Source organism: Thermacetogenium phaeum DSM 12270 (genome assembly GCF_000305935.1).
Lineage (GTDB): Bacteria > Bacillota > DSM-12270 > Thermacetogeniales > Thermacetogeniaceae > Thermacetogenium > Thermacetogenium phaeum.
The window spans coordinates 1,796,853-1,818,560 of sequence record NC_018870.1 but is presented as its reverse complement, the minus strand read 5'-3'; the positions used below and the strand labels follow the sequence as shown (position 1 = coordinate 1,818,560).

General features: G+C 55.8%; 23 protein-coding genes and 1 riboswitch. Of the genes, 18 read left to right on the top strand and 5 right to left on the bottom strand.

All coding sequences use genetic code 11. The features are described 5' to 3' along the window. Positions 1–14: 14 nt before the first annotated feature. The 3 genes from arsB (at position 15) to TPH_RS08935 (ending at position 2,716) form a co-directional block, all read left to right on the top strand. Positions 15–1,085 (top strand): ACR3 family arsenite efflux transporter, encoded by a 1,071-nt coding sequence (arsB, locus tag TPH_RS08945; RefSeq protein WP_015050876.1) that lies wholly within the window; start codon positions 15–17, stop codon positions 1,083–1,085. 155 nt (positions 1,086–1,240) lie between these two features. Beyond that, positions 1,241–1,648, top strand: coding sequence for a putative zinc-binding protein (locus TPH_RS08940; protein ID WP_015050875.1), 408 nt, complete (start codon positions 1,241–1,243; stop codon positions 1,646–1,648). 36 nt (positions 1,649–1,684) lie between these two features. Further along, a complete protein-coding gene (locus tag TPH_RS08935; protein ID WP_015050874.1) occupies positions 1,685–2,716 on the top strand; it encodes an aminotransferase class V-fold PLP-dependent enzyme in 1,032 nt (343 codons plus the stop codon). 125 nt (positions 2,717–2,841) lie between these two features. Here the strand turns inward: TPH_RS08935 and TPH_RS08930 are convergent, their stop codons facing one another. From TPH_RS08930 to tsaA, 5 genes are read right to left on the bottom strand one after another with little or no spacing between them, the layout of a single operon-like run. Then, positions 2,842–4,716 (bottom strand): ABC transporter ATP-binding protein, encoded by a 1,875-nt coding sequence (locus TPH_RS08930; protein WP_015050873.1) that lies wholly within the window; start codon positions 4,714–4,716, stop codon positions 2,842–2,844. Beyond that, complete coding sequence (locus TPH_RS08925) at positions 4,703–5,557, bottom strand: ABC transporter permease (RefSeq protein WP_015050872.1); 855 nt, start codon at positions 5,555–5,557, stop codon at positions 4,703–4,705. The genes TPH_RS08930 and TPH_RS08925 overlap by 14 nt, the downstream gene beginning before the upstream one ends. Before the next feature lie 18 nt (positions 5,558–5,575). Then, entirely contained in the window at positions 5,576–6,547 is a 972-nt protein-coding gene (locus TPH_RS08920) for an ABC transporter permease (RefSeq protein WP_015050871.1), read from the bottom strand. A gap of 14 nt (positions 6,548–6,561) precedes the next feature. Further along, positions 6,562–8,184 (bottom strand): ABC transporter substrate-binding protein, encoded by a 1,623-nt coding sequence (locus tag TPH_RS08915; protein ID WP_015050870.1) that lies wholly within the window; start codon positions 8,182–8,184, stop codon positions 6,562–6,564. Between the two features lie 44 nt (positions 8,185–8,228). Beyond that, positions 8,229–8,672 carry a tRNA (N6-threonylcarbamoyladenosine(37)-N6)-methyltransferase TrmO gene (gene tsaA, locus TPH_RS08910; protein WP_015050869.1) on the bottom strand — a complete coding sequence of 148 codons (444 nt, stop codon included), beginning with the start codon at positions 8,670–8,672 and terminating at the stop codon, positions 8,229–8,231. A gap of 355 nt (positions 8,673–9,027) precedes the next feature. Between tsaA and TPH_RS08905 the strand changes: the two genes are divergently transcribed. The 15 genes from TPH_RS08905 (at position 9,028) to TPH_RS08835 (ending at position 21,638) form a co-directional block, all read left to right on the top strand. After that, positions 9,028–10,242, top strand: coding sequence for an MFS transporter (locus TPH_RS08905; protein ID WP_015050868.1), 1,215 nt, complete (start codon positions 9,028–9,030; stop codon positions 10,240–10,242). Between the two features lie 277 nt (positions 10,243–10,519). Beyond that, positions 10,520–10,621: riboswitch (TPP riboswitch) on the top strand. Between the two features lie 119 nt (positions 10,622–10,740). Continuing rightward, positions 10,741–11,772 carry an AIR synthase family protein gene (locus tag TPH_RS08900; RefSeq protein ID WP_015050867.1) on the top strand — a complete coding sequence of 344 codons (1,032 nt, stop codon included), beginning with the start codon at positions 10,741–10,743 and terminating at the stop codon, positions 11,770–11,772. A gap of 44 nt (positions 11,773–11,816) precedes the next feature. Continuing rightward, positions 11,817–12,017, top strand: coding sequence for a sulfur carrier protein ThiS (gene thiS, locus TPH_RS08895; RefSeq protein WP_015050866.1), 201 nt, complete (start codon positions 11,817–11,819; stop codon positions 12,015–12,017). 4 nt (positions 12,018–12,021) lie between these two features. After that, positions 12,022–12,792, top strand: coding sequence for a thiazole synthase (locus tag TPH_RS08890; protein ID WP_015050865.1), 771 nt, complete (start codon positions 12,022–12,024; stop codon positions 12,790–12,792). Positions 12,793–12,808: 16 nt separating this feature from the next. Next, entirely contained in the window at positions 12,809–13,909 is a 1,101-nt protein-coding gene (thiH, locus tag TPH_RS08885; protein WP_015050864.1) for a 2-iminoacetate synthase ThiH, read from the top strand. Beyond that, positions 13,909–14,568 (top strand): sulfur carrier protein ThiS adenylyltransferase ThiF, encoded by a 660-nt coding sequence (gene thiF, locus TPH_RS08880; protein WP_015050863.1) that lies wholly within the window; start codon positions 13,909–13,911, stop codon positions 14,566–14,568. Before thiH ends, thiF begins: the two co-directional genes overlap by 1 nt. Positions 14,569–14,581: 13 nt before the next feature. After that, positions 14,582–15,253, top strand: a complete 672-nt coding sequence (thiE, locus tag TPH_RS08875; protein ID WP_015050862.1) for a thiamine phosphate synthase — start codon at positions 14,582–14,584, stop codon at positions 15,251–15,253. A 2-nt stretch (positions 15,254–15,255) separates the two neighbouring features. Then, the gene (gene thiC, locus TPH_RS08870; RefSeq protein ID WP_015050861.1) at positions 15,256–16,557 is read left to right on the top strand and encodes a phosphomethylpyrimidine synthase ThiC; all 1,302 of its coding nucleotides are present in this window, start codon (positions 15,256–15,258) and stop codon (positions 16,555–16,557) included. After that, entirely contained in the window at positions 16,544–16,861 is a 318-nt protein-coding gene (locus TPH_RS08865) for a thiamine-binding protein (RefSeq protein ID WP_015050860.1), read from the top strand. The genes thiC and TPH_RS08865 overlap by 14 nt, the downstream gene beginning before the upstream one ends. A 5-nt stretch (positions 16,862–16,866) precedes the next feature. Then, positions 16,867–17,670 carry a bifunctional hydroxymethylpyrimidine kinase/phosphomethylpyrimidine kinase gene (thiD, locus tag TPH_RS08860; protein WP_037999276.1) on the top strand — a complete coding sequence of 268 codons (804 nt, stop codon included), beginning with the start codon at positions 16,867–16,869 and terminating at the stop codon, positions 17,668–17,670. Continuing rightward, positions 17,663–18,889 carry a putative hydroxymethylpyrimidine transporter CytX gene (gene cytX / locus TPH_RS08855; protein WP_015050858.1) on the top strand — a complete coding sequence of 409 codons (1,227 nt, stop codon included), beginning with the start codon at positions 17,663–17,665 and terminating at the stop codon, positions 18,887–18,889. The genes thiD and cytX overlap by 8 nt, the downstream gene beginning before the upstream one ends. Continuing rightward, positions 18,862–19,665, top strand: a complete 804-nt coding sequence (thiM, locus tag TPH_RS08850) for a hydroxyethylthiazole kinase (RefSeq protein ID WP_015050857.1) — start codon at positions 18,862–18,864, stop codon at positions 19,663–19,665. Before cytX ends, thiM begins: the two co-directional genes overlap by 28 nt. Further along, positions 19,644–20,282 (top strand): thiamine phosphate synthase, encoded by a 639-nt coding sequence (gene thiE, locus TPH_RS08845; RefSeq protein WP_015050856.1) that lies wholly within the window; start codon positions 19,644–19,646, stop codon positions 20,280–20,282. Before thiM ends, thiE (TPH_RS08845) begins: the two co-directional genes overlap by 22 nt. Continuing rightward, entirely contained in the window at positions 20,279–20,920 is a 642-nt protein-coding gene (locus TPH_RS08840; RefSeq protein WP_015050855.1) for an MtnX-like HAD-IB family phosphatase, read from the top strand. Before thiE (TPH_RS08845) ends, TPH_RS08840 begins: the two co-directional genes overlap by 4 nt. 70 nt (positions 20,921–20,990) lie before the next feature. After that, the gene (locus TPH_RS08835; RefSeq protein WP_148275893.1) at positions 20,991–21,638 is read left to right on the top strand and encodes a thiamine diphosphokinase; all 648 of its coding nucleotides are present in this window, start codon (positions 20,991–20,993) and stop codon (positions 21,636–21,638) included. Positions 21,639–21,708: the final 70 nt, after the last annotated feature.

Genomic DNA, 21,708 nt, shown 5'->3' with positions numbered 1-21,708 from the left:
AGGGAGCATCAGAAGTGACCGCAAAACCATCGGCAAGGCTTTCCGTTCTCGACCGCTTTCTAACCCTCTGGATCTTTCTTGCTATGGTGATGGGAGTTTTGGTGGGGTATTTTTTCCCTGGCATAGCAGGGGTGCTTGATAGATTGTCAATCGGCACCACTTCTATACCGATAGCCATTGGTCTAATCGTTATGATGTATCCGCCCCTGGCCAGGGTGAAGTACGAGGAACTGGGCAAGGTTTTTAAAAATGGCAGGGTGTTGGGGCTGTCTTTGATTCAGAACTGGATCATCGGGCCTATCTTGATGTTCGTGCTGGCCGTTGTCTTTTTAAGGGGTTATCCGGAGTACATGATAGGGCTCATTTTGATCGGTCTTGCCCGTTGCATTGCTATGGTAATCGTCTGGAACAGCCTGGCCCACGGCGACTCCGAGTATGCCGCCGCTCTGGTTGCATTTAACTCTCTTTTCCAGGTGTTGTTCTACTCGATATACGCTTATTTCTTTATCACACTTCTACCACAGTGGCTGCATCTATCGCAGCAGATCACCGTTATTCATGTATCGATGGCCGAGGTTGCCAAGAGTGTAGCCATCTATTTAGGAATTCCTTTCCTCGCTGGGTTTATCACCAGGTTCGTCTTGATACCGGCTAAAGGCAGGGATTGGTACGAGCAGCGCTTTATTCCGAAGATCAGCCCCGTGGCATTGATTGCTCTGCTCTACACCATCGTCATTATGTTCTCACTAAAAGGGAAATATATCGTCAACCTTCCGCTGGATGTAGTGCGGATTGCTGTGCCCCTGTTGTTCTACTTTGTGATCATGTTCTTTGTTTCTTTCTATATCAGCCGGAAAGTGGGGGTTAATTACTCTCAGACTACGTCTCTTTCCTTCACCGCTGCCAGCAACAATTTTGAGTTGGCCATCGCAGTGGCAGTAGCCGTCTTCGGCATTGACTCCGGCCAGGCCTTTGCGGCCGTCATCGGCCCTCTCATTGAGGTGCCGGTTATGATCGGATTGGTCAATATAGCCCTGAGTTATAAGCGTAAATACTTTACACCGGAGGGAGAGCCGCTTCTCTAGAAAGGGGTATTTTATTAAAGATTGTCCGACAGCTCAAGGTCAATGTTGTAAGAGTGTTGGAAAGTGGTGGAGAAAGGCAGAATTAAACAGTTGGCGGTTTACTTGAAAGCGGAGGGGAAGCAGATAAAATTTATTGAATTTGGGAGGGGAAATGTATGGAGGAAAACAGATCGATAGAACAGGGACTTATCTACCTGGTGGCCTGCTCCGGTGCGTGCTCCAATTTCGGGCAACTTAGCGCCCGGGTAATGAGCAGGCTCGGCAAAGAAAAGTACGGTAAACCTTTTTGTCTTGCAGGATTGGGTGCTCATTTGCCCCGTTTTATCGAAAGGGGGAAGCAAGGGAGCTTCATTGTGATTGACGGATGTCCGCAGCAGTGTGCGCTTAAAACAGTGGAGCATGCAGGGATGAAATCTGTAAAGAGCATTGTCATTGCCCAGCTAGGAGTCGAGAAAAAAACCGGTAGTTTTGAGATATCGCCGGAAGAAGTCGAAAGAGTTTTCGAGCAGGTGCGTCGTTTGCTGAATGAAGAAGCAGATCTGCACAGCCTTTCCGAAGCCTGAACGCCGGTTTTGTCAAGGCGAGAGGAGGAGCGATCTGTGGAGGTTTATTTGAATAATGCTGCTACCTCCTGGCCTAAACCTGAAAGCGTTTATGTGGCAGTCGACGCCTATCTGCGCAACTTTGGTGCTAGCAAGGGGAGGGGTAGCTTTCGACGCAGCCAGGAGGCAACAGATATCATTGAGGACTGTCGTGCGAAACTAGCCAGGCTCTTTGGGGTTGATGAACCTTCTCGCTTTGTTTTTACCAGGAACTGCTCCGAAGCCCTGAACTTGGCGATCAAAGGGATTGTGCGCAGGGGAGATCATGTAGTCACCAGCAGCATGGAGCACAATTCCGTCTGGAGACCTTTAAAGGCCCTTGAGCAGAAGGGAGTCATCTCTTTAACCGCAGTGAAGTGCAATCGGCAGGGGGAAATTGATTTAGATGCAGTGAGGAAGGCGTTCATGCCAAACACACGCTTGCTGGTCTGCACCCATGCCTCGAACGTTACCGGTACCCTTTTCCCCATTGCCGAACTCTCTGAGATTGCCCATCAGCACAACGCCATTTTCCTTGTGGATGCTGCTCAAACGGCGGGGGTTTACCCCATCGATATCAGTTCCACAGGAATAGATCTGCTGGCATTTCCCGGCCATAAGGGACTGTTGGGGCCACAGGGTACCGGGGCGCTTTACGTTTCGCCCCAGTTGACACTGGAGCCGCTTATGGAAGGCGGCACCGGAAGCAGCTCATTGTCACCATTTCAACCGGAAGTGCTGCCGGAGCGTTTTGAAACGGGAACCCCGAACGGACCCGGCATTGCAGGCCTCGGTGCGGCTCTTGGATTTATTTTAGAGACAAAAATAGAGGTCATACGGCAAAAAGAACAGATGCTTACCGGTATCATCCTGGAAAGGCTGCAAAAGATTCCCGGTATTGAACTTTACGGGGTTCTTGACCCTGAACGTCAGGTGGGTGTGATTTCGTTTAACGTCCAGGATGTCAATCCTAGGCAAGCGGTGACTGCAGTTATTTCATGGAGATCATTTACGAGGATGGGGAGCCTTTGTCTCCCTACCAACACCTGATGTTTAAGCGACAGGATATCGAGAGTAAGAAGATGAGGGGGCCCATCTGATTTTTGAGAAAGAGCCGACTGCACAGGAATAAGCATCATTGCTTATGATTGCTGCAGATATCTCTAAAAAAGGAGCTAGGCCTGCTCGGGGTGGTTTTTCCCAAGTTCGCGAAAACAGGCTACCCGGTGCATCGAGCAGGCTTTCATTTCCGGCCGTTCCCGGTAACACCTGGGAAGGGGATGAGGGCAGCGCCGGGCAAAGGGGCAGTGCTCCCGTCCGGAGGTTGAACCCGGCTGGACGGCTTGTTCGCGTTTTTTTCCCGAATTGCGGACAGCCCTGGGCGGGCCGGAAACTTCTCTGGAAAGCGCCGGTGCCGCTTCCACCAGGCACTTCGTGTAGGGATGGAGGGGGTTGTTGACGACTTCGCTGGTGGGGCCTTCTTCGACGATCGACCCCCGGAGCATTACCGCCATGCGGTCGCTGACTTTCCTGGCAAGGGCGATGTCGTGGGTGATCAAAAGGAGGGCCAGCCCTCTCTCCTCCTGGAGATCGAGGAGGAGCTTTAGAATCTTTGCCTGGACGCTGGCATCGAGAGCAGACGTTGGTTCATCGGCAATGAGGAGCTTGGGGTCCAATACCAGGGCGCGGGCAATGGCCACTCTTTGGGCTTCCCCTCCACTCAGGTGATGGGGGTATTTCTGCATATACTCCTCATCGCTGGGCAATTCAACCTCATCCAGAACCTTCCGTACCTTTTTCAGCTTTTCCTCTTCACTGCGCCATCCCTGGACATCAAGCGGCTCTTTGACGGCTTGGTAAACGTTCATCCGGTGGCTGATCGACTCCCCGGGATTCTGGAAAACCATCTGGACACGCTCGTAAAACTCCTTTTTTCTCTGGAGGATCCGCTCACCCTCGAGGAAGACTTCACCTCGCTCGGCGGGAATGAGACCCATGACCGTCTTCGCCAGGGTGGTCTTTCCGGAGCCGCTTTCCCCGACGAGGGCGAGAGTTTCCCCTTCATAAAGGGTGAGGTCGACGCTTTGCAGCACCTCCACCTTGCCGAAGCTTTTGCTGATGTTTCTCACTTCCAGAAGAGGGATGATTCCCCCTCGGTGGCAGGCGAGATGCCTGTTGCCTTTTTGCTTAAGTTCCGGCACCTCCTGCTGGCAGACGGCTATTTTCTGGGTGCACCTGGGATGGAAAGGGCAGCCCTCTACCCTGTGGGACATCCTTCCCGGAATTCCCTGCAGATCCTTGGTTGTGGTCATGTTGGGATAAGAGCGGATCAGCCCTCTGGTATAGGGGTGCCGGGGAGATTCCAGCAGTTCTGCTGTGGGTCCCATTTCCAGGATCCTGCCACCGTACAAAACGGCGATTTTCTCTGCCATTTGAACGGCGGCAGCGATGTCGTGGGTGATCACCAGGGTGATCTTATTCCTCGCCACTTCCCTGAGCAGAGCGATGATCTCCACTTTTGTGAGGGAATCAAGCGCCGCTGTGGGTTCATCGAGGAGCAGCACCTCGGGGTCATTGGCCAGTGCGATGCAAATGAGGGCTTTTTGCTTTTCCCCGCCACTCAACTGGTGGGGGTAGGATTGCGCCCGCCTTTCGTCGAGGCCGACTCTGGCGAGAAGCTGCCGGGCACGCTCCCTGGCAAAATCCCTGTCCTTTTCTCCGTGCACCAGGATCGCTTCCATTATCTGCTGGTTGACGGTGTAAAGGGGATGCAGGGCGGCTTCCACATTCTGAAAGACCATGGCGATCTCCCCGCCGCGCAGCGAGCGCATTTCCTCTTCAGACAGGTTGAGGAGGTTTTTCCCCTGAAAAAGGATCTCGCCGGTTAAGCGGCCCTCGACGAGACCGAGAATGCTTAAGGAAAGGGTGGTCTTACCGGCACCTGTTTCTCCGATAATGGCAAGGGATTCCCCTTTTTTCAGGGTCAGGTTGATCCCTTTGAGCACATCAAGTCCGTTGTAGGAAACCTTAAGGTTTTTAATCTCCAGCATGGCTTACTCCTTTGCGCAATCGAGGATTTAAGGCCTTTTCCAGTGCATAGCCGAGGAAGCTCAGGCTGCTGATCAGCAGGGAGAGGGCAGTGCCGGGTGGTAAGAGCCACCACTTCCAAACTTCGAGGTAGGAAAACCTCAAAGCATGCTGCATCATTTTTCCCCAGCTGACTACAGCGGGATCGGAGATGCCCAAAAAGGAAAGCCCCGCCTCCATGAAAACCGACCTCCGGGCATCATGGATCATCGTTGCCACAATCACCGGGCCCAAATCGGGAATGATATGGTGCAAGATGAGGTGACTCCACCCGGCCCCGAAGGTGCGGGCAGCGGACACGTGCATCCGTTCTTTTAATGAGAGGGTTTGTCCCCGGATGACCCGGGCGCCTCCCGGCCAGAGAAAAGCGGAGATCAGCAGGATCATCAGCAGATAATTGGGTCGCAGATAGGCTGCCACCAGGATGACCACGATAACCGGAGGAATGACGATCAGGGCATCTACCAGCCGCATCAGCAGACGGTCGTAAATCCCACCGACAAGGGCTGTGGTACAGCCGACCACAACGCTGAACAGCGCAGCAAGCAGGGCAGCCCCACAGCCGACCACCAGAGAGGTGCGCGCCCCGTAGAGAAGTCTCGTCCAGATGTCCTGCCCGACATCATTGGTACCCAGCAGGTGCTGCCGGGATGGGGGGCTGAAAATGTGACCTGTGTAAGCCTCGGGCCGGTATTCGGTGAGCAGCGGGGCCAGGGCGGCAAGAACCAGCATCAAAATGAGCAGTATCAGCCCCACTTTGCCGAATTCGTCATCTTTGATCTCCTGCCAGTAATTGATGTGCACGGCAGATCCTCCCGCTCCTTAATGGGCTTGAGAAACCCTGGGGTCGATCCTCGCATACAGCAGGTCTACGAGGTAATTTGCGGCCAGGATCACCACCGTTGTCACCAGGAGAATTCCCTGCATCAGGGGGTAATCCCTGGTCAGCAGAGAATTGTAGAGGATTGACCCAACCCCGGGGTAAGAAAAAATGATCTCGATGAACAAGGCACCGGTAACCGAGTGGGCGAGCTGAAGGCCGGTGGCGGTCACCACCGGTAACAGCGAGTTCTTCCCGGCGTGTCTGTACCTGATCACCCTTTCCCGGCAGCCCTTTGCCTTCGCAGTAAGGATAAAGGCTTCGCCGAGGGTGGTAATCATCGTGTTCCTGGTCAAGAGGTAGGTTCCTGCTAGGCGCACCAGAACAAGGGCAAACAGCGGAAGCGCCAGGTGATGCAGGACATCGAAAATGAGCTCGAGACCGGTTTTTCCGGCATAGGGTGTGACGGCACCGGCTAAAGGCATCACTCCCAGAGCTACTCCGAAGAGCAGGAGCAGCAGGGTGCCCACGAAGAAGTCGGGAAGGCCGCTGAAAGACATCAGGCCTGCCAGAAAGACTTTGTCCAGAGGGCGGCCGCGCCGGTAGCCGCTTTCGATCCCCAAAACGATGCCGAGGATGCTGGAAGCCAGCACCGCCAGCCCCACCAGAAGCAGTGTCCAGGGTAGAGAACCGGCGATTACCTCCAGCACCGGGGCATTGTAGTAATAAGAATAACCCAAATCGCCGCGCAAGAGCGCCAGGAGATAGGAGATGAACTGCTCACCCAGCGGCCTGTCGAGGGAAAACCGCTGGGTGAGCTCTGCCTTCAGTTCAGGGGTCATGGCGATCAAGGCCTCTTCCCCGTAAATTGCCATCAAGGGGTCTCCCGGCATCAACCGCGGCAGCACAAAGTTGATTGTGATGATCAGGAAAAAGGCGATCAGATAGCTAGCTCCGGAACCCGCTTTTTTCAAGCTCGGATATCCTCCTACTTAACGAAAGCCAGCTTATTTAAAGGAATGGGAACTCCAATGGCGATTCCCTGTCTTGTGTAGAAGAGCTTGATTACTTTTTCATTAAAGGCCCAATAGGAGGTCGGATAGTAGAGCGTCAGCGCCGGAACCTCTTCGGCGTATAATTTCTGGATTTCTGCCAGGATCCCTTTGCGCTCCCTTTCGTCCATTGCCTGCTGCTGTTGTTTGAGTAGGTTGACAAGGGTTTCGTTTTCGGTGTACCTGGCGCTGTTGAAGCCCTGGCCGATGATGCTCCTGTTTAAGAAGTCCGGGTCGCCTCCGATCCCCCCGTGGCCGCTTAAGGCCAGGTCGAACTTCCACTCATTGACCAAATTGTCCCGGGTTTTCGACTCCACGCTCCGCAGGGTGACTTTGATCCCCACCTTCTCCAGCTGCTGCTCGATCATTTCCCCTTCCCGCTCACCCGGGGAGCCGGTTCCGCCGGCAACGAGAAGCTCAAGTTCGAGCACCTTTCCGTCCTTCTGATAGTAGCCGTCCTTCTTCACGTAGCCCAAACTTTCCATAATCTCTTGGGCCTTTGTGGGGCTGTACCGGTACTGCTCGGCTTCCGGGTTATACCAGGGGCTGTCTGGGAGCACAAACCCGGGGTTTCCAACCAGGCCGTGCCCCCTCAGGCAGGTAGCCACGATCTCCTCTCTATCGATGGCGTAGGCGAGGGCCTGCCGGAACCTTTTTTCATTAAATGGCGGTTTTTTGTGGTTGATCATCAGCTTGGCGTTCCAGTCGTGGGTGCCGATAACGGTGAACCCCTCTTTTTTCATTGCCTCCACGAGCTCAGAGGGGATGCCCGCAGCATGAACCTGCTTCTGTTTCAGGGCGCTGGCGGCCATTTCCTCGCTTATCTTAACGAACCTCAGTTGTTTAACTTTGGGCTTGCCCAGGTAGTAATCATCGTAGGCCTCATAGAGATAGGTCCCCTGAGCTTTGTTGTAATCAACCAGCTTAAAAGGCCCCGTCCCGACCACTGCCTTCTCTTCTTGGAACTGCTCTGGATCCTGGACGTCTTTCCAGATATGCTCGGGGAGGATGGGCAGGGTGCAGGCCACGTTGTCTACAAACGGTGCGTACGGCTTGCTCAAATAAATCTTCACAGTATCTTCATCAACTACCTCGGCCTTCTTTATGATGGAGGAGTCGACCCACTGATACGGGTGTTGCTTGATGTAGTCGATCGTAAAGGCCACGTCCTCGGCGGTGAACCTTTCTCCATCGTGCCAGGTCACATCTTTTCTCAGTTTGAAGAGGTAAGCGTTTTCATCCTCGAGGTATTCCCAGCTTTCGGCGAGAGCAGGGACATAGCCCCTGTCATCCTTCCAGACCAGGGTGTCGAAAATAAAACTCATCCGCACGTAGCCAGGCCCCCGGGAATAGTGAGCGTAGGGAGAGGGAAACCCCCAGTCTCCTGTCGTATCGGCAACCGTATACACGTCGATTCTCTCGGTGACGGGAGCCGTTTCCCGGGACGCCTTTTTAGCACCACAGCCGGCAGCAGCGAAGATAAGCAGGTTTAGGGCTGTTCCCAATATCAAGAGCCATCCGATAATTCTTAAGCGGGGTCTGAGATTAACCCGAGCCATGAATTTTCCCTCCTTTTATCGAAATGATGGATATTCTGAAAGGGTCACTTTACCGGAAAAACGCTTTTGTTGAGCCAGCCGATGCGGGCATTGGCAACGCTGTCAATTTCGGATGAGTAGGGCTTGATATCTAGCAGAGGGCTGCCGTCGATTGCTTCAACCCCCCGCACCAGCAGTCGGTTGCCATCTCTCTTCAGGAGTTTGGCAACACAGAAAGCGATAGGATTGGGGCGGGCCGGGGAGCGGCAGGCAAAAACGCCTCGCAGTTCCGGGCCCCACGGTGTCTTCGTCTGCAGAACATCCCGCTTTACCTGATGGCACCAGTAGAGGACGATCAGATAATCGGCCATTTCCACATCCTTGAGGGCGTCGGCAAAGCGGGGGTAGATTTCCAGTTCTACGGTTTCCTCGGAGAAACGCCCCTGAAAAGGAGCTTCCGACTTTTCTCGATAAGGGCTGTGCACCACGCCGACAGGCACCAGTTCCAAATGGATTCACCTCCTGAAACGAGCGCATCGCTACCCTGATAAAATAAAAAAACCACCAAGGCTCTTCCTTCTGGAAGATTTCGCACCTTCGTGGCGCCGTTACATTTCTGCTTTCTCTTGTTAATTAATCTTAAAGAGGCTTCACCAAGTTCGTCATTTTTTACTTAGAGACTTATTCTACAGAACTTTGATAATTCCTCCTTTGAATTACTACATTTTCTTCTTCTTATAGCAAAAAGACCGGCCGGTTGACCCCAAGGGGTTCGGCTTCTTCATTGAATTGATTTTCTGTTATACTTGTTCAGTAGCCGCTGCTTTCCAAAAGAAGAAAAAAACACAGAAGGGGACGACCATCATGAAAATGAACAAAAAACTGCTCGGACTGTTGGGGACAGGACATGCCGTTACCGACATCAACCAGGGAGCGCTTTCCGTCATTCTGACATTCTTTGCGCATTTCAGCCAGCTCCAGGTAGGTGCGGCGATGCTCGCTTTCAACCTCAGTTCTTCGGTTATCCAGCCGCTCTTCGGTGTTTTCAGCGACCGTTTCAGGGCGGCCTGGCTGCTGCCCGTGGGCTGCCTCTTGGCGGGATTGGGTATGGCCGTCACCGGCTTCACCATCGGCTATTTGCCTCTGCTGTTGGCCGTTCTCGTCAGCGGATTAGGAGTTGCTGCCTACCATCCCGAGGGTTCTAAGTTCGCCCGGTTTGCCAGCGGAGAGCGCAAGGCCTCGGGGATGTCTCTTTTTTCGGTGGGGGGCAATTTCGGCTTCGCGGCCGGACCGTTATTGGCCGGTTTGTTTTATAAGCTGGCGGGGCTTAAGGGGACGGTAGGGTTTTTGGTGTTAAGTGGGGTTATGGCTCTGCTCCTTTGGCTCAATCTGTCTGCTATCAATCGCACTCAAACCGGCGAATCGATGCCTGATGTCAACAATCCCCGCAACCGCTCCTCGAAGAAGGGGTTGGGCAGGGGTTGGAAGTACCTTTTACCGGTTTTCATTCTGGTTCTGGTGATCATCCTGCGTTCCTGGATTCATCTGGGAATCGTCACTTTTCTGCCCCAGTATTACGTTCGTTACCTGCATCACACCAACACCTACGCAGCAGCGGTGGTTTCACTGTTTCTTCTGGCAGGGGCTGTGGGAACGCTTATCGGCGGCCGCCTTGCCGACCGCTGGGGGTTGAAAACGATGATCATGCTCTCGATGGCGCTGCTTATCCCTCTCTTATACCTGTTGAGCCACTTAAAGGGTTTTTGGTTAATAACTGTAGTGGCCTTGACCGGGTGTGCCGTCGTATCCACCTTTGCTGTGACGGTGGTTTTCGGCCAGGAACTCCTGCCCCATAATGTCGGGCTTGCCTCAGGCCTGACGTTGGGTTTTGGGATCGGGATGGGCGGCGTCGGAACCACTTTGCTGGGGTGGGTCGCCGACCATTGGGGCCTGCCGGCAGCTTTTCATGCGATGATTATTTTCCCGGTGTTCGGGCTGCTATTGACGCTGTTGCTCCCCGGCAGAAAGGAGCTGGCCCGGATGAATCAGGAGGTCGAGGTGGTATCGTCCCGCATCTGATATCGTTATCGGCGAAGGGTGTTAAGTGTTACCGGTCGATCATTAAATGTCCGGCAGATCCCGGCATGATGGCGGTGAGCGGTACATTCATGCTGCCGGGGGCCTGGCAGGCTGGGTTCGTTTCGGAGGGCGTGAACTGTGGTGGGTCAGTCTTTAATTAAAGCTAGAATGGGAGCGAAAAGGCTGCCGGATAAAGGGGGGCGCGCTACCCGTCCTCCCTTTCCGGTAATAAATGCACTCCTTGACAGAGCGTTGCTCTAGATAAATAATATAACTAATGAAAAAACGGGGGTGCCGAAAGGCTGAGAGGCGGGAAACCGCCAACCCTTTGAACCTGATCTGGGTAATGCCAGCGAAGGGATGTGATATAGTGTCAGATTTCTTGTGAGCGCTCTCTTTGCTGGGGAGTGCTTTTTTGTTTCCCAATAAGCGGGTTTGGCGTCCGTTGGAAGTTGAGCAAGCAAGAGAAAAGCAAAGCAATAACAGGGAGTGAACGGGATGATCGGTAAGATAAACGACGACTTGTTCCGCAGGGCAATTCTGCCGCACACAGGGGCCGCGAAACCGCAGGTGATTGTCGGCCCCCGGATGGGAGTGGATGCCGCGATCGTCAAGATCGGAGATGAGTACATGGCCATCGCCGAGGACCCGATTTTCCCGGGGCCCACGACAACCCCCGGGGATTTCGGCTGGATCACCGTGCACATCGGTGCCAGCGATGTGGCCGTTACGGGGATTAAACCGCAGTTCATGACCTATTCGCTGCTGTTGCCTCCAGGAACCCCCGATGATTATATAGAGGCACTTGTCCGCAGCATCAGCGAAACCGCCGGGGAACTGGGCATTACTATCGTCGGTGGGCATACGGGTTACTACAGTTCGGTAACAGTGCCGACCATTGGCGGAATCACCGTCTGGGGGCTGGGACGGGATTTTGTTACCCCTGCCGGGGCGCAGGTTGGCGATGCCGTGATCGTAACCAAAGGGGTGGCCATTGAAGCGGCAGGTGTGCTGGCCAGTGAGTTTGGCGATAAATTGCTGGCTGCCGGCATTTCCGGCCACCTGGTAGAACGGGCGAGGCTAAGGTTACGGGAGATGTCGGTGGTAGCCGATGCAGCCACGGCTACCGACGTTGGAGGAGTCCATGCCATGCATGACGCTACCGAGGGCGGCCTGGAGCGCGGGCTCTGGGAGATCGCCGAAGCCTCTGGGGTGGGCTTGCGGATCGAGAGGGATAAGGTGCCCGTACCGGACGATGTCAGGGCCATCTGCGATTTCTTTAAGCTGAACCCTTTTCAGGTGATCAGCGAAGGGACGCTGGTTCTGACCTGTGGCTCGGACAAAACCGGAGAACTGCTGCAGGGTTTTGAACGGGCCGGAATCCCGGCTGCCGAAATCGGGCAGGTAGTACCGCTGGAAGAGGGGCGTTACTGGATTGAGGACGGCGGGCGGAAGCGGAAGCTCCTGCCGCCTCCTGTCGACCGATTCTGGGAAGCCTTTTTCAGCGCCCTGTCTCAGAAAGATGACTAGCCGATAAATTCTCAAAAGAAAGCCGGTTTTGGGAGGGAACTGTCTTGAATATCTACGTGAACGGCAAAGCAACCGATGTCCCGGACGGCCTCACCCTATCCGGGCTAGTTGCCCAAAGGAGGCTCAATCCCGATACGATCATCGTGGAACACAACTACAACCTGGTTCAGAAGGAGCGCTGGGACGGGATCATGCTCAAAGAAAACGACCGTGTTGAGATTCTGAGATTCGTAGAGGGAGGATGAAAAAGTGGTGGATGTCTTGGAGATCGGGGGAAGGCAGATTACCAACCGCCTTTTTCTGGGAACCGGCAAGTTTTCTTCAAACCGCCTGATTCCTGAGGCGGTCAGAGCCGCAGGCGTGCAGGTGGTGACCGTGGCTCTGAGGCGGGTGGACATGGAATTTGAGCAGGAAAATATAGCCGCCTATATCCCCGAGGACTGTATCATGATGCCGAACACCTCCGGTGCCAGGAACGCTCAGGAGGCGGTGAGGATCGCTAGGCTGGCCAGAGCGGCGGGCTGCGGCAACTGGGTCAAAATCGAGGTTATTTCGGACAACAGATACCTCCTTCCCGATAACTACGAAACCATCAAGGCCACGGAGATTCTGGCGGGAGAGGGATTTGTGGTCCTGCCCTATATGAGCCCGGACCTGATGGTGGCCGAAAAGCTGGTGGAAGCTGGAGCGGCGGCGGTGATGCCCCTGGGAGCACCTATAGGGAGCAACCGCGGGCTTAGAACCAGGGAGCTTATAAGAATATTAATAGACGAAATACCCCTTCCCATCATCGTGGACGCCGGGCTGGGGCGGCCCTCGGAGGCGGCGGAGGCCATGGAAATGGGAGCGGCAGCAGTTCTGGTGAACACCGCTATCGCCACGGCCGGGGACCCGGTGGCCATGGCCCGGGCCTTCAGCCTGGCCGTTGCGGCCGGGAGGCTCGCCTATCTGGCGGGGCCGGGGGAAAGTGTGGAGTATGCCAGGGCGTCGTCACCCCTGACAGGGTTTTTGAGGGATTGAGCAGGGGGGACAGGTGATGAGCTTTTACGAGGAACGAAAAAAGTACGAAAATTTTGATTTTGACGCTTTCTTCGAGCAGGTTACCGATGCCGATGTCAGGAGGGCAATCAACAAGGACCGCCTCACGCCGCTGGACTACCTGACCCTGCTGTCACCTAGAGCCGAGGCGCACCTTGAGGAGATCGCCCAAAAAGCGCACCGCCTCACCGTGCAGCATTTCGGGAGGGTGATCCTGCTTTTCACACCCATCTATGTGGCCAACTACTGCACCAACCAGTGCCTCTACTGCGGGTTTAAGGCCACCAATAGGCTGGAGCGGAAGAAGCTCACCCCGGCGGAGGTGGAGGAAGAGGCCAGGATCATCGCCGCCACCGGCTTGAAGCACATCCTTCTCCTCACAGGGGAGTCCAGGAGCAAGTCCCCGGTCTCCTACAGCATGGAGTGCGTTGAGATCTTAAAGAAATACTTCACCTCCATCGGGATCGAGGTCTACCCCCTGGAGGAGGAAGAGTACCGGGAGCTGGTCGATGCCGGAGTGGATGGGTTCTGCATGTACCAGGAGGTGTATGACGAGGAGGTCTACGCCAGGCTGCATCCCGCAGGGCCGAAGCGGAATTACCGCTACCGCCTGGAGGCCCCCGAGCGAGCCTGCCGGGCGGGGATGAGGACGGTGAACATCGGGGCGCTGCTGGGATTGCATGAATGGAGGACCGAGGCCTTTTTCACAGGGCTGCATGCTGACTACCTCCAGAGGGCCTATCCGGGGGTGGAGATCAGCATCTCCCCGCCCCGCATGCGGCCGGAGCTGGGGGGATTTGAACCCCCGGTGAAGATCACCGACAGGAATTTGGTGCAGTACATCCTGGCCTTCAGGCTGTTCATGCCAAGGGGTGGAGTGACCATATCCAGCAGGGAGCGGGCGGAACTGCGGGACAATCTCGTCAGGCTCGGGGTAACCAAGATGTCCGCGGGGTCCAATACGGCGGTAGGCGGCCGTTCCCACCCCGAAGCCGTCGGACAGTTCGAAATCTCCGACGGGCGCAGTGTGGCCGAGATGGCGGCAATGATCTATTCCCAGGGTTATCAGCCGGTCTATAAGGACTGGCAGATGGTTTGATGGCGGCAGCCAGGAACGGTTTTGAGGATGCTCTTTCCAAGGTCCTCGGCGAGCAGAGGCTCGCCAGGATCCAGCAGGTTAAGGTCGGCATCGCCGGCGCCGGGGGTTTGGGTTCCAACTGTGCCCTCTTCCTGGTGCGGAGCGGCTTTAAGAGATTGAGGATCGTGGACTGCGACGCTGTAGACTACGGCAACCTGAACCGCCAGTTTTACTTTGCTGCCCAGGTGGGGCGCAGAAAGGTGGACGCTCTGAAAGAAAACCTGCTGCTGGTCAACCCTGACCTGGAGATCGAGGCCGTTCACGCCAGGATCGATGCCGGGAATGTAAAGGAGCTCTTTGCCTGCTGCGAAGCCGTGGTGGAAGCCTTCGACCGCCCTGAAGCCAAGAAGCTGCTTGTGGAGGCCTATCTGGATACCTCGAAGCTCCTGGTGGCCGCCTCCGGCCTGGCTGGCTGGGGGAGAAGTGAAGGCATCAGGATCCGCCGCCTCCGGGATAACTTTTACCTGGTGGGCGACCTGGTATCGGGGGTGGGACCGGATCTCCCTCCCCTGGCGCCGGGGGTGTGCACTGCGGCGGCAAAACAGGCCGATGTGGTGTTGAGCTACTTTTTGGGGGAAGTAGAGCGCGTGTTCGATAACGCTGTTGATGAGCAACCGTAAGGAGGGGAACGGTATGGTAACCAGGCGCGGCCTGTCCGGCCTGCTGGAGGCGGACATCTACGGGATCACGGCTGAAGAGTACTCCCTGGGACGAACCAACATCGAAGTGGTGGCCGGGATGATTGATGCCGGCATCAGGGTGATCCAGTACCGGGAAAAGGATAAGAAGGACCGGGAGAAATACCTGGAGTGCCTGAAGATCCGGGAGATGACCGGGGAGGCCGGTGTCACCTTCATTGTCGATGATGATGTGGATCTCGCCCTGCTGGTGGGCGCGGATGGAGTGCACCTCGGACAGGATGATCTGCCGCCGGAAGAGGTGAGAAAGCTTGTGGGTGACGGGATGATCATCGGGCTTTCCACCCACTCCCCGGCCCAGGCCCGGGCTGCCGAGAGCTGCGGGGCGGTGGACTACATCGGGGTGGGGCCGATTTTTCCCACCAGGACCAAAAAGGACGTTTGCGACCCGGTGGGGCTCGAGTACCTGGATTTCGTCGTCCGGAACATCGGGCTTCCCTTTGTGGCCATCGGTGGGATCAAGGAGCACAACATCGCCGAGGTCGCCCGCCGGGGGGCCAGGTGCATCGCCATGGTGACGGAGATAGTGGGGGCTCCTGATATCAAGGCCAAAGTGGAGTCCCTGAGAAGAGCCATGAAGGCAATAACCAGAAATCAGGAGGGCTGAATATGGAGTATACAACTCAGATGGAAGCCGCCCGTAAAGGGGTTGTTACCCGGGAGATGGAGATCGTCGCCCGGAAGGAGGGGATGGATGCCGAAGGATTGAGGAAGCTGATGGCCGAGGGCAAGGTTGTGATTCCGGCAAATAAGAATCATAAATCTCTGGACGCGTGCGGTATAGGGCAGGGGCTGCGCACCAAGATCAACGTCAACCTGGGGGTATCCAACGACTGCTGTAACGTTGAAGGAGAGCTGGAGAAGGCACGGCTGGCCGTCGAACTGGGAGCCGACGCCATCATGGACCTGAGCTGCTACGGCAAGACCGAGGAATTCAGGCGCAGGCTTGTGGAGATGTCCCCGGCGGCCGTCGGCACCGTTCCGGTTTACGACGCCGTCGGCTTCTATGAAAAAGAGTTGCGGGAGATCACCGCCTCGGAGTTTCTGGGGTTGGTGGAGAAACACGCCCGGGACGGGGTGGACTTTATGACCATCCATGCCGCGATTAACCGGGAGACCGCCGCCAGGTTTAAGAAGGGGGAGCGGCTGACCGATATCGTCTCCAGGGGGGGCTCTCTGCTCTTTGCCTGGATGGAAATGAACGATCAGGAAAACCCTTTTTACGAGTATTATGATGAGATCCTGGACATCTGCAGGGAATATGACGTAACCATTAGCCTCGGCGATGCCTGCCGTCCGGGCAGCGTTAAGGACGCCACCGACTCCTCCCAGATTCAGGAGCTGATCGTCATGGGGGAACTGGCCAAAAGGGCCTGGGAAAAGGATGTTCAGGTGATGATCGAGGGGCCGGGCCATATGCCCCTCAACGAAATTGCGTCCAACATGCTGCTGGAGAAAAAGCTGTGCCACGGTGCGCCCTTTTACGTCCTGGGGCCGCTGGTGACCGATATTGCTCCGGGGTACGACCACATCACCGCCGCCATCGGTGGTGCGCTTGCTGCCGCCAGTGGAGCTGATTTTCTCTGCTATGTCACCCCGGCGGAGCACCTGCGTCTCCCCACCTTGGATGATGTGAAGGAGGGGATCATTGCCTCCCGCATCGCCGCTCACGCCGCCGATATAGCCAAAGGGGTGCCCGGGGCGCGCCGGTGGGATGACGAGATGAGCGCGGCCAGGCGCAGCCTGGACTGGGAGAGAATGTTTGAGCTGGCCCTGGATCCGGAAAAGGCCAGGCGTTACCGGGAGGAGTCCCTCCCGCAAGATAAGAGCACCTGTACCATGTGCGGCAAAATGTGTGCCGTGCGCAACATGAACCAGGTCATGGGGGGGAATACCGGTGGCGGGAGATAAGGTACTCCTCTGCAACGTCAGCCTCCAGGTGATACCCGGTGTTCCCGAAGAGGATCTCTACCCCATGGTGGACCGGGTGATCGAGCTGATTCGGAAATCCGGGGTGAAATACGTTGTGGGGCCCATGGAGACCACCATGGAGGGGGAACTGCACCGGCTGCTGGAGATAGTGGAAGAGGCGCAGAAGCTCTGCCTGCGGCACGGAGCCGGTCGGGTGCTGTCGGTAGTGAAGATCGACTGCAAAGCCGGTGGAGTGACCATAGAGGAGAAGATAGGAAAATACAGGGAAGGGATGGAGAAATGAGCGCAATGAAAGTAGCACTGACCATTGCCGGATCCGATTCCTGCGGAGGGGCGGGAATCCAGGCCGACCTGAAGACCTTCGCCGCTTTAGGCGTTTACGGTATGAGCGTGATCACCGCTGTAACCGCCCAGAACACAACAGGGGTAGTGAGCGTGAGAGAGCTGGATGCGGAGATCATCAGGGACCAGATCGACTGCCTCTTTAAAGACATCAAGATCGATGCGGTAAAGATCGGAATGGTTTCCAGCGCGGAGATAATCGATGTCATCGGGGAGAGGTTGCGGGCGCACCGGGCGCGGCATATTGTGGTCGACCCCGTCATGGTTTCCAAGAGCGGCTGTCACCTGCTCAGGCCGGAGTCCCGTGAAGAGCTGGTGAAGGTGCTGTTCCCCATTGCGGAGGTGGTTACCCCGAACCTGTTTGAGGCCGGGGTGATCACCGGTATGAAGATCGAAAATTTGAGCCAGATGGAGGAGGCTGCCGTCAGAATTCATGAGCTCGGGGCAAAAAACGTAGTCGTCAAGGGAGGGCATCTTACCGGTGAGGCCGTCGACGTGCTGTATGACGGTGAGTGTTTCAGGCACCTTCGCGGAAGAAGAATAGAGACCAAAAACACCCACGGCACCGGCTGCACCTTTTCCTCGGCCATAGCCGCCTACCTGGCCGACGGCCACCCGGTGTCGGAGGCGGTGAGGCGCGCCAAGGAGTACATTACCGGCGCCATCGAACACTCCTTCAGCCTCGGCAGAGGAGTGGGTCCTACCGATCACTTTTATCTCTACCGCAGGGAGGGGAGCTCTCATGGATGAAGCAAGAAGGATTGGAGGATTCAGCTTTTTCGCCCTCTGGTTTGGAGCCGCCGTCTCTCTAGCGGAGATCATGACAGGTAGCCTGATCGCTCCTCTTGGAATTAAAAAGGGAATTGCAGCCATCCTGATTGGGCACCTGATCGGGACCCTGATCTTGGCAGCTGTAGGGATGATCGGATTTGGGAGGAGGAGCCCCTCTCTGATTTCCAGCAGGCTCTCCCTCGGGAGGTACGGCTCTTATCTCATTTCCATCTTCAACATCATCCAGCTGGTGGGTTGGACGGCGATTATGCTTATTCAATGCGCCCGCTCGCTGCAGACGATCACCGGACGGCTATTCGGTTTTCAGAACTTTGCCGTGCTGGTTATCGTCACCGGCATCCTTGTTGCCGTCTGGGCATTATACATTGACCGCGGGATCAACTTGGTAAATAATGTTGCAGTGATCCTCCTGCTGATGTTGTGTCTCGTCATGTTGAATGCGATCCTCCCTGGTGAAGGGGCGCACAGGGTCGCGGGGAGTATCTCCTTCGGAACCGCCCTGGAGTTGAGCGTCATCATGCCCCTCTCATGGGTGCCGTTGATCTCCGACTATACTATGTCTGGGCGCAGCGCCAAGGGCAGCTTTTGGGGGAGCTTTTTAGGTTACTTTGTGGGCAGTTCATTTATGTACATAACGGGGCTGTTGTCGGCGGTCTATGCCGGCACCCCAGACCCTATCGCTGTTCTGATGAAGCTCAATCTCGGGATCTCTGCCCTGCTGATAGTGGTTCTGTCGACTGTTACCACGACCTTCCTGGATGTATATTCTGCTGTGATGTCCACACTGAATCTCACCTCCAGGATCGCCAGGAAAAACCTGATCCTGATTTTCTCCGGGCTGGGAACGCTGCTCGCCCTCTTCTTCCCGATGGAGCAGTACCAGAACTTTCTGTACATGATCGGTTCGCTCTTTGCTCCCACCTTTTCGGTTGTGATCATGGACTACTTCCTGTTCAGAGAAGACAGGGCAGACGATCTCTTCAATATCGAGGGTTTGCTTGCGGCGGCAGTGGGTGTTGTTGTTTACTATGCCGTGGTCAGATCTGACCTGATGATCGGCTCAACCATACCCTCTATGCTCGCCACGGCAACTTCTTATCTGTTCTTCCGGTTTGTGAAGCACAACTTTATTGTGAAAGGAAGAGAGACATGGTCGACAAAATTGCAGAGGTCATGAAAAGGGTGAGGGAAAGCACGCCTCTTGTCCAGTGCATAACCAACTATGTTACAGTCAACGATGTTGCTAACATCCTTATCTGTTTCGGCGCTTCACCAGCAATGGTGGAGGTGCGGGGAGAGGTTGAGGAGTTTGCGGCTGCAATCTCGGCGCTCTACATCAACCTTGGGACGCTGACCGGGGAGCAGAAGGAGGCAGCTATAGCTGCAGCCCGCAGGGCGACGGAGCTGGGGAAGCCGGTTGTGCTCGATCCGGTGGCCTGTGGAGCGATCTCCAGGAAGATGGATGTCATCGACCGGCTGCTTGAATGCTCCAGGATTGCGGTGATCAAGGGGAACACGGGGGAGATCAAATCCCTTGCGGGGTATTCGGGGAAGATGAGAGGTATGGATTCGGTGGATGAGGGTGAGGACTTACCTGAAGCCTGCCGAACCCTGGCGGAGCGTTTGAACACTGTGGTGGTGGCTACCGGCAAAACCGATGTGGTGACCGATGGCAGGCGCACCTGCCTGGTGGACAACGGTACCCCTCTCTTTGGTGCGATCACGGGATCAGGATGTATGGCGGGTGCGCTTGTAGCAGCTGCCGCAGCTGTTGAGAGCGATCTCTTCGCTGCCAGTACGGCGGCGATGGCGGCGATGGGAGTCGCCGGTGAAATGGCGGCTGAGCTTGCCGGGCCAACTACTCCCGGCACCTTCAGAGTGCGGCTTTTTGATGCTGTTTATGCTCTGACGGGGGAGGAGGTGGCAAAAAGATGCAGAATCCGGCTCGTGTAGATTACACCTTGTATCTGGTAACGGATCGGGGGATCCTCAACGGGCGAGATCTTTTTGAGGCCGTTGAAGCAGCTATCAAAGGGGGCATTACTCTGCTCCAGCTTCGGGAGAAGGAGGCCTCCTCCCGGGAATTCTATGAGCTCGCCGTCCGGATGAAGATGCTTGCCGATCGCCATCGAATTCCGCTGATCATCAACGACAGGCTGGATATTGCCCTGGCGGTGGATGCCGACGGCCTGCACGTGGGTCAGGAGGATCTCCCGGTGGAAATTGCCAGGCGACTGCTGGGGCCGGGAAAGATCCTGGGGTGTTCTGTCTCTAATGAGGAGGAGGCGCTGCAGGCGGAAAGGGCAGGCGCCGATTACCTGGGAGCGGGGAACGTCTACCCGACGGGAAGCAAGGAGGTGGCCACTCCTCCCATCGGGGTGGAAGGACTGCGCAGGATCAAGGACACCGTTTCCATCCCGGTTGTCGGGATCGGCGGGATTGGTTTACATAATATAGAAGCGGTTAAAGAGACGGGGGTCGACGGGATCTCTGTCATTTCTGCCATCCTGGGGAGCCGGGATATCGAGAGGGCGGCCTGGGAACTCCGCAATGCCTGGAGGCGGCAATGAAACGGGTATTTTTCACGGACTTCGACGGCACCATCACCAGGAAAGACACATGTGAGGCGATGGTGGAGGCCTTTGCCGCCGACGGCTGGCAGGAAATTAACGAAATGTGGGAAAGGAAAGAACTTTCCACCGAGGAGTGTGCCAACAGGACTTTTCAGCTTTTCAGGGCCGATCTTGGCGATATCAGGAGGCTGGTGGAGGGCATTGAGATCGACGGCACTTTTAAGGATTTCCTGAACTTCTGTCGGGAGAGAGGCTACCGGGTTTATGTTTTGAGCGACGGTTACGCTTTCAACATTGATACTATCTTCAGAAGATACGGGATCGATGTGCCGTATTTTGCCAATAAGCTGATCTACGATAACGGATTTCAAATCAGGTGCCCTTATCTCAACCCGGAGTGCGGAAACTGCGGGACTTGCAAGAAAAAATTGATGGAGAAGCTGAAAGAGGCCGGGGAGCAGGTAGTATATATCGGAGACGGTTCTTCCGATACCTGCCCTGCCGCTCATGCCGACCTGGTGTTTGCCAAGGAAAAGCTGTACAGGTTCTGCCGGGAGAAGGGTATCCCTGCGCTTCCTTTCGATAGTTTCGGGGATATAATTGAAGCGGTGAAGAGGATGGAATCCTGCGGTTGAACAGGCTAAGAAAGCTCTAGTTCCTTTTTCTACTTCATATCATTTGTCTGGTAAGTACGGGGGAGGGTGGATGATGAGGTTTCTGATCATGGCCAATGGGGAATACGGCGACCTCGCCTGGTATCGAGATCGCCTGCGGTTGTTCGACCGGGTTGTCTGTGCCGACGGAGGGGCGGGTGTTGCCCGGATGCTGGGCATTGTCCCGGACTGGATCGTAGGGGATCTGGATTCCATCCGGGAGGAGGACCGCTCTCAATTAGAAGGGGCAGGTGTCAGGTTGGAAATCCACCCGCCGGACAAGGATTTTACCGACACCCACCTGGCCCTGGAGCTTGCCCGGAGGGAGGGCGCCCGGGAGGTGGCGGTCTGGGGCGGAACCGGCTCCCGCCTCGACCACACCCTTTGCAACCTCTTCAATGCTTCGAGGTTTGTAGAAGACGGTATCGAGGTTCGCTTCGAGTCACCGGATTTGACCATCTATCTGGTCGACAGGCAGCTGATCGTCCCGGGCAGTGTTGGGGACACCGTATCCGTACTGGTTCTGGGTGACCGGGCGACCGGGTTGACCGAGGAGGGGTTTCGGTATCCCTTACAGGATGCGGATCTGGACGGAAGGTGTCAGTATACGGTTTCTAACGTCATCACCAGGCCGCATCCCTGCATCAGGGTCGCTACCGGCATCCTGGCTGTTTTTCACTACCGCAGTCTGCCGGAATAAGGGGCGGTTTTTAGCTCCCTGAAGAAGAGGCCGGTTGACTTTAAAGTAAATTTAAGCGGGCACGAAAGTG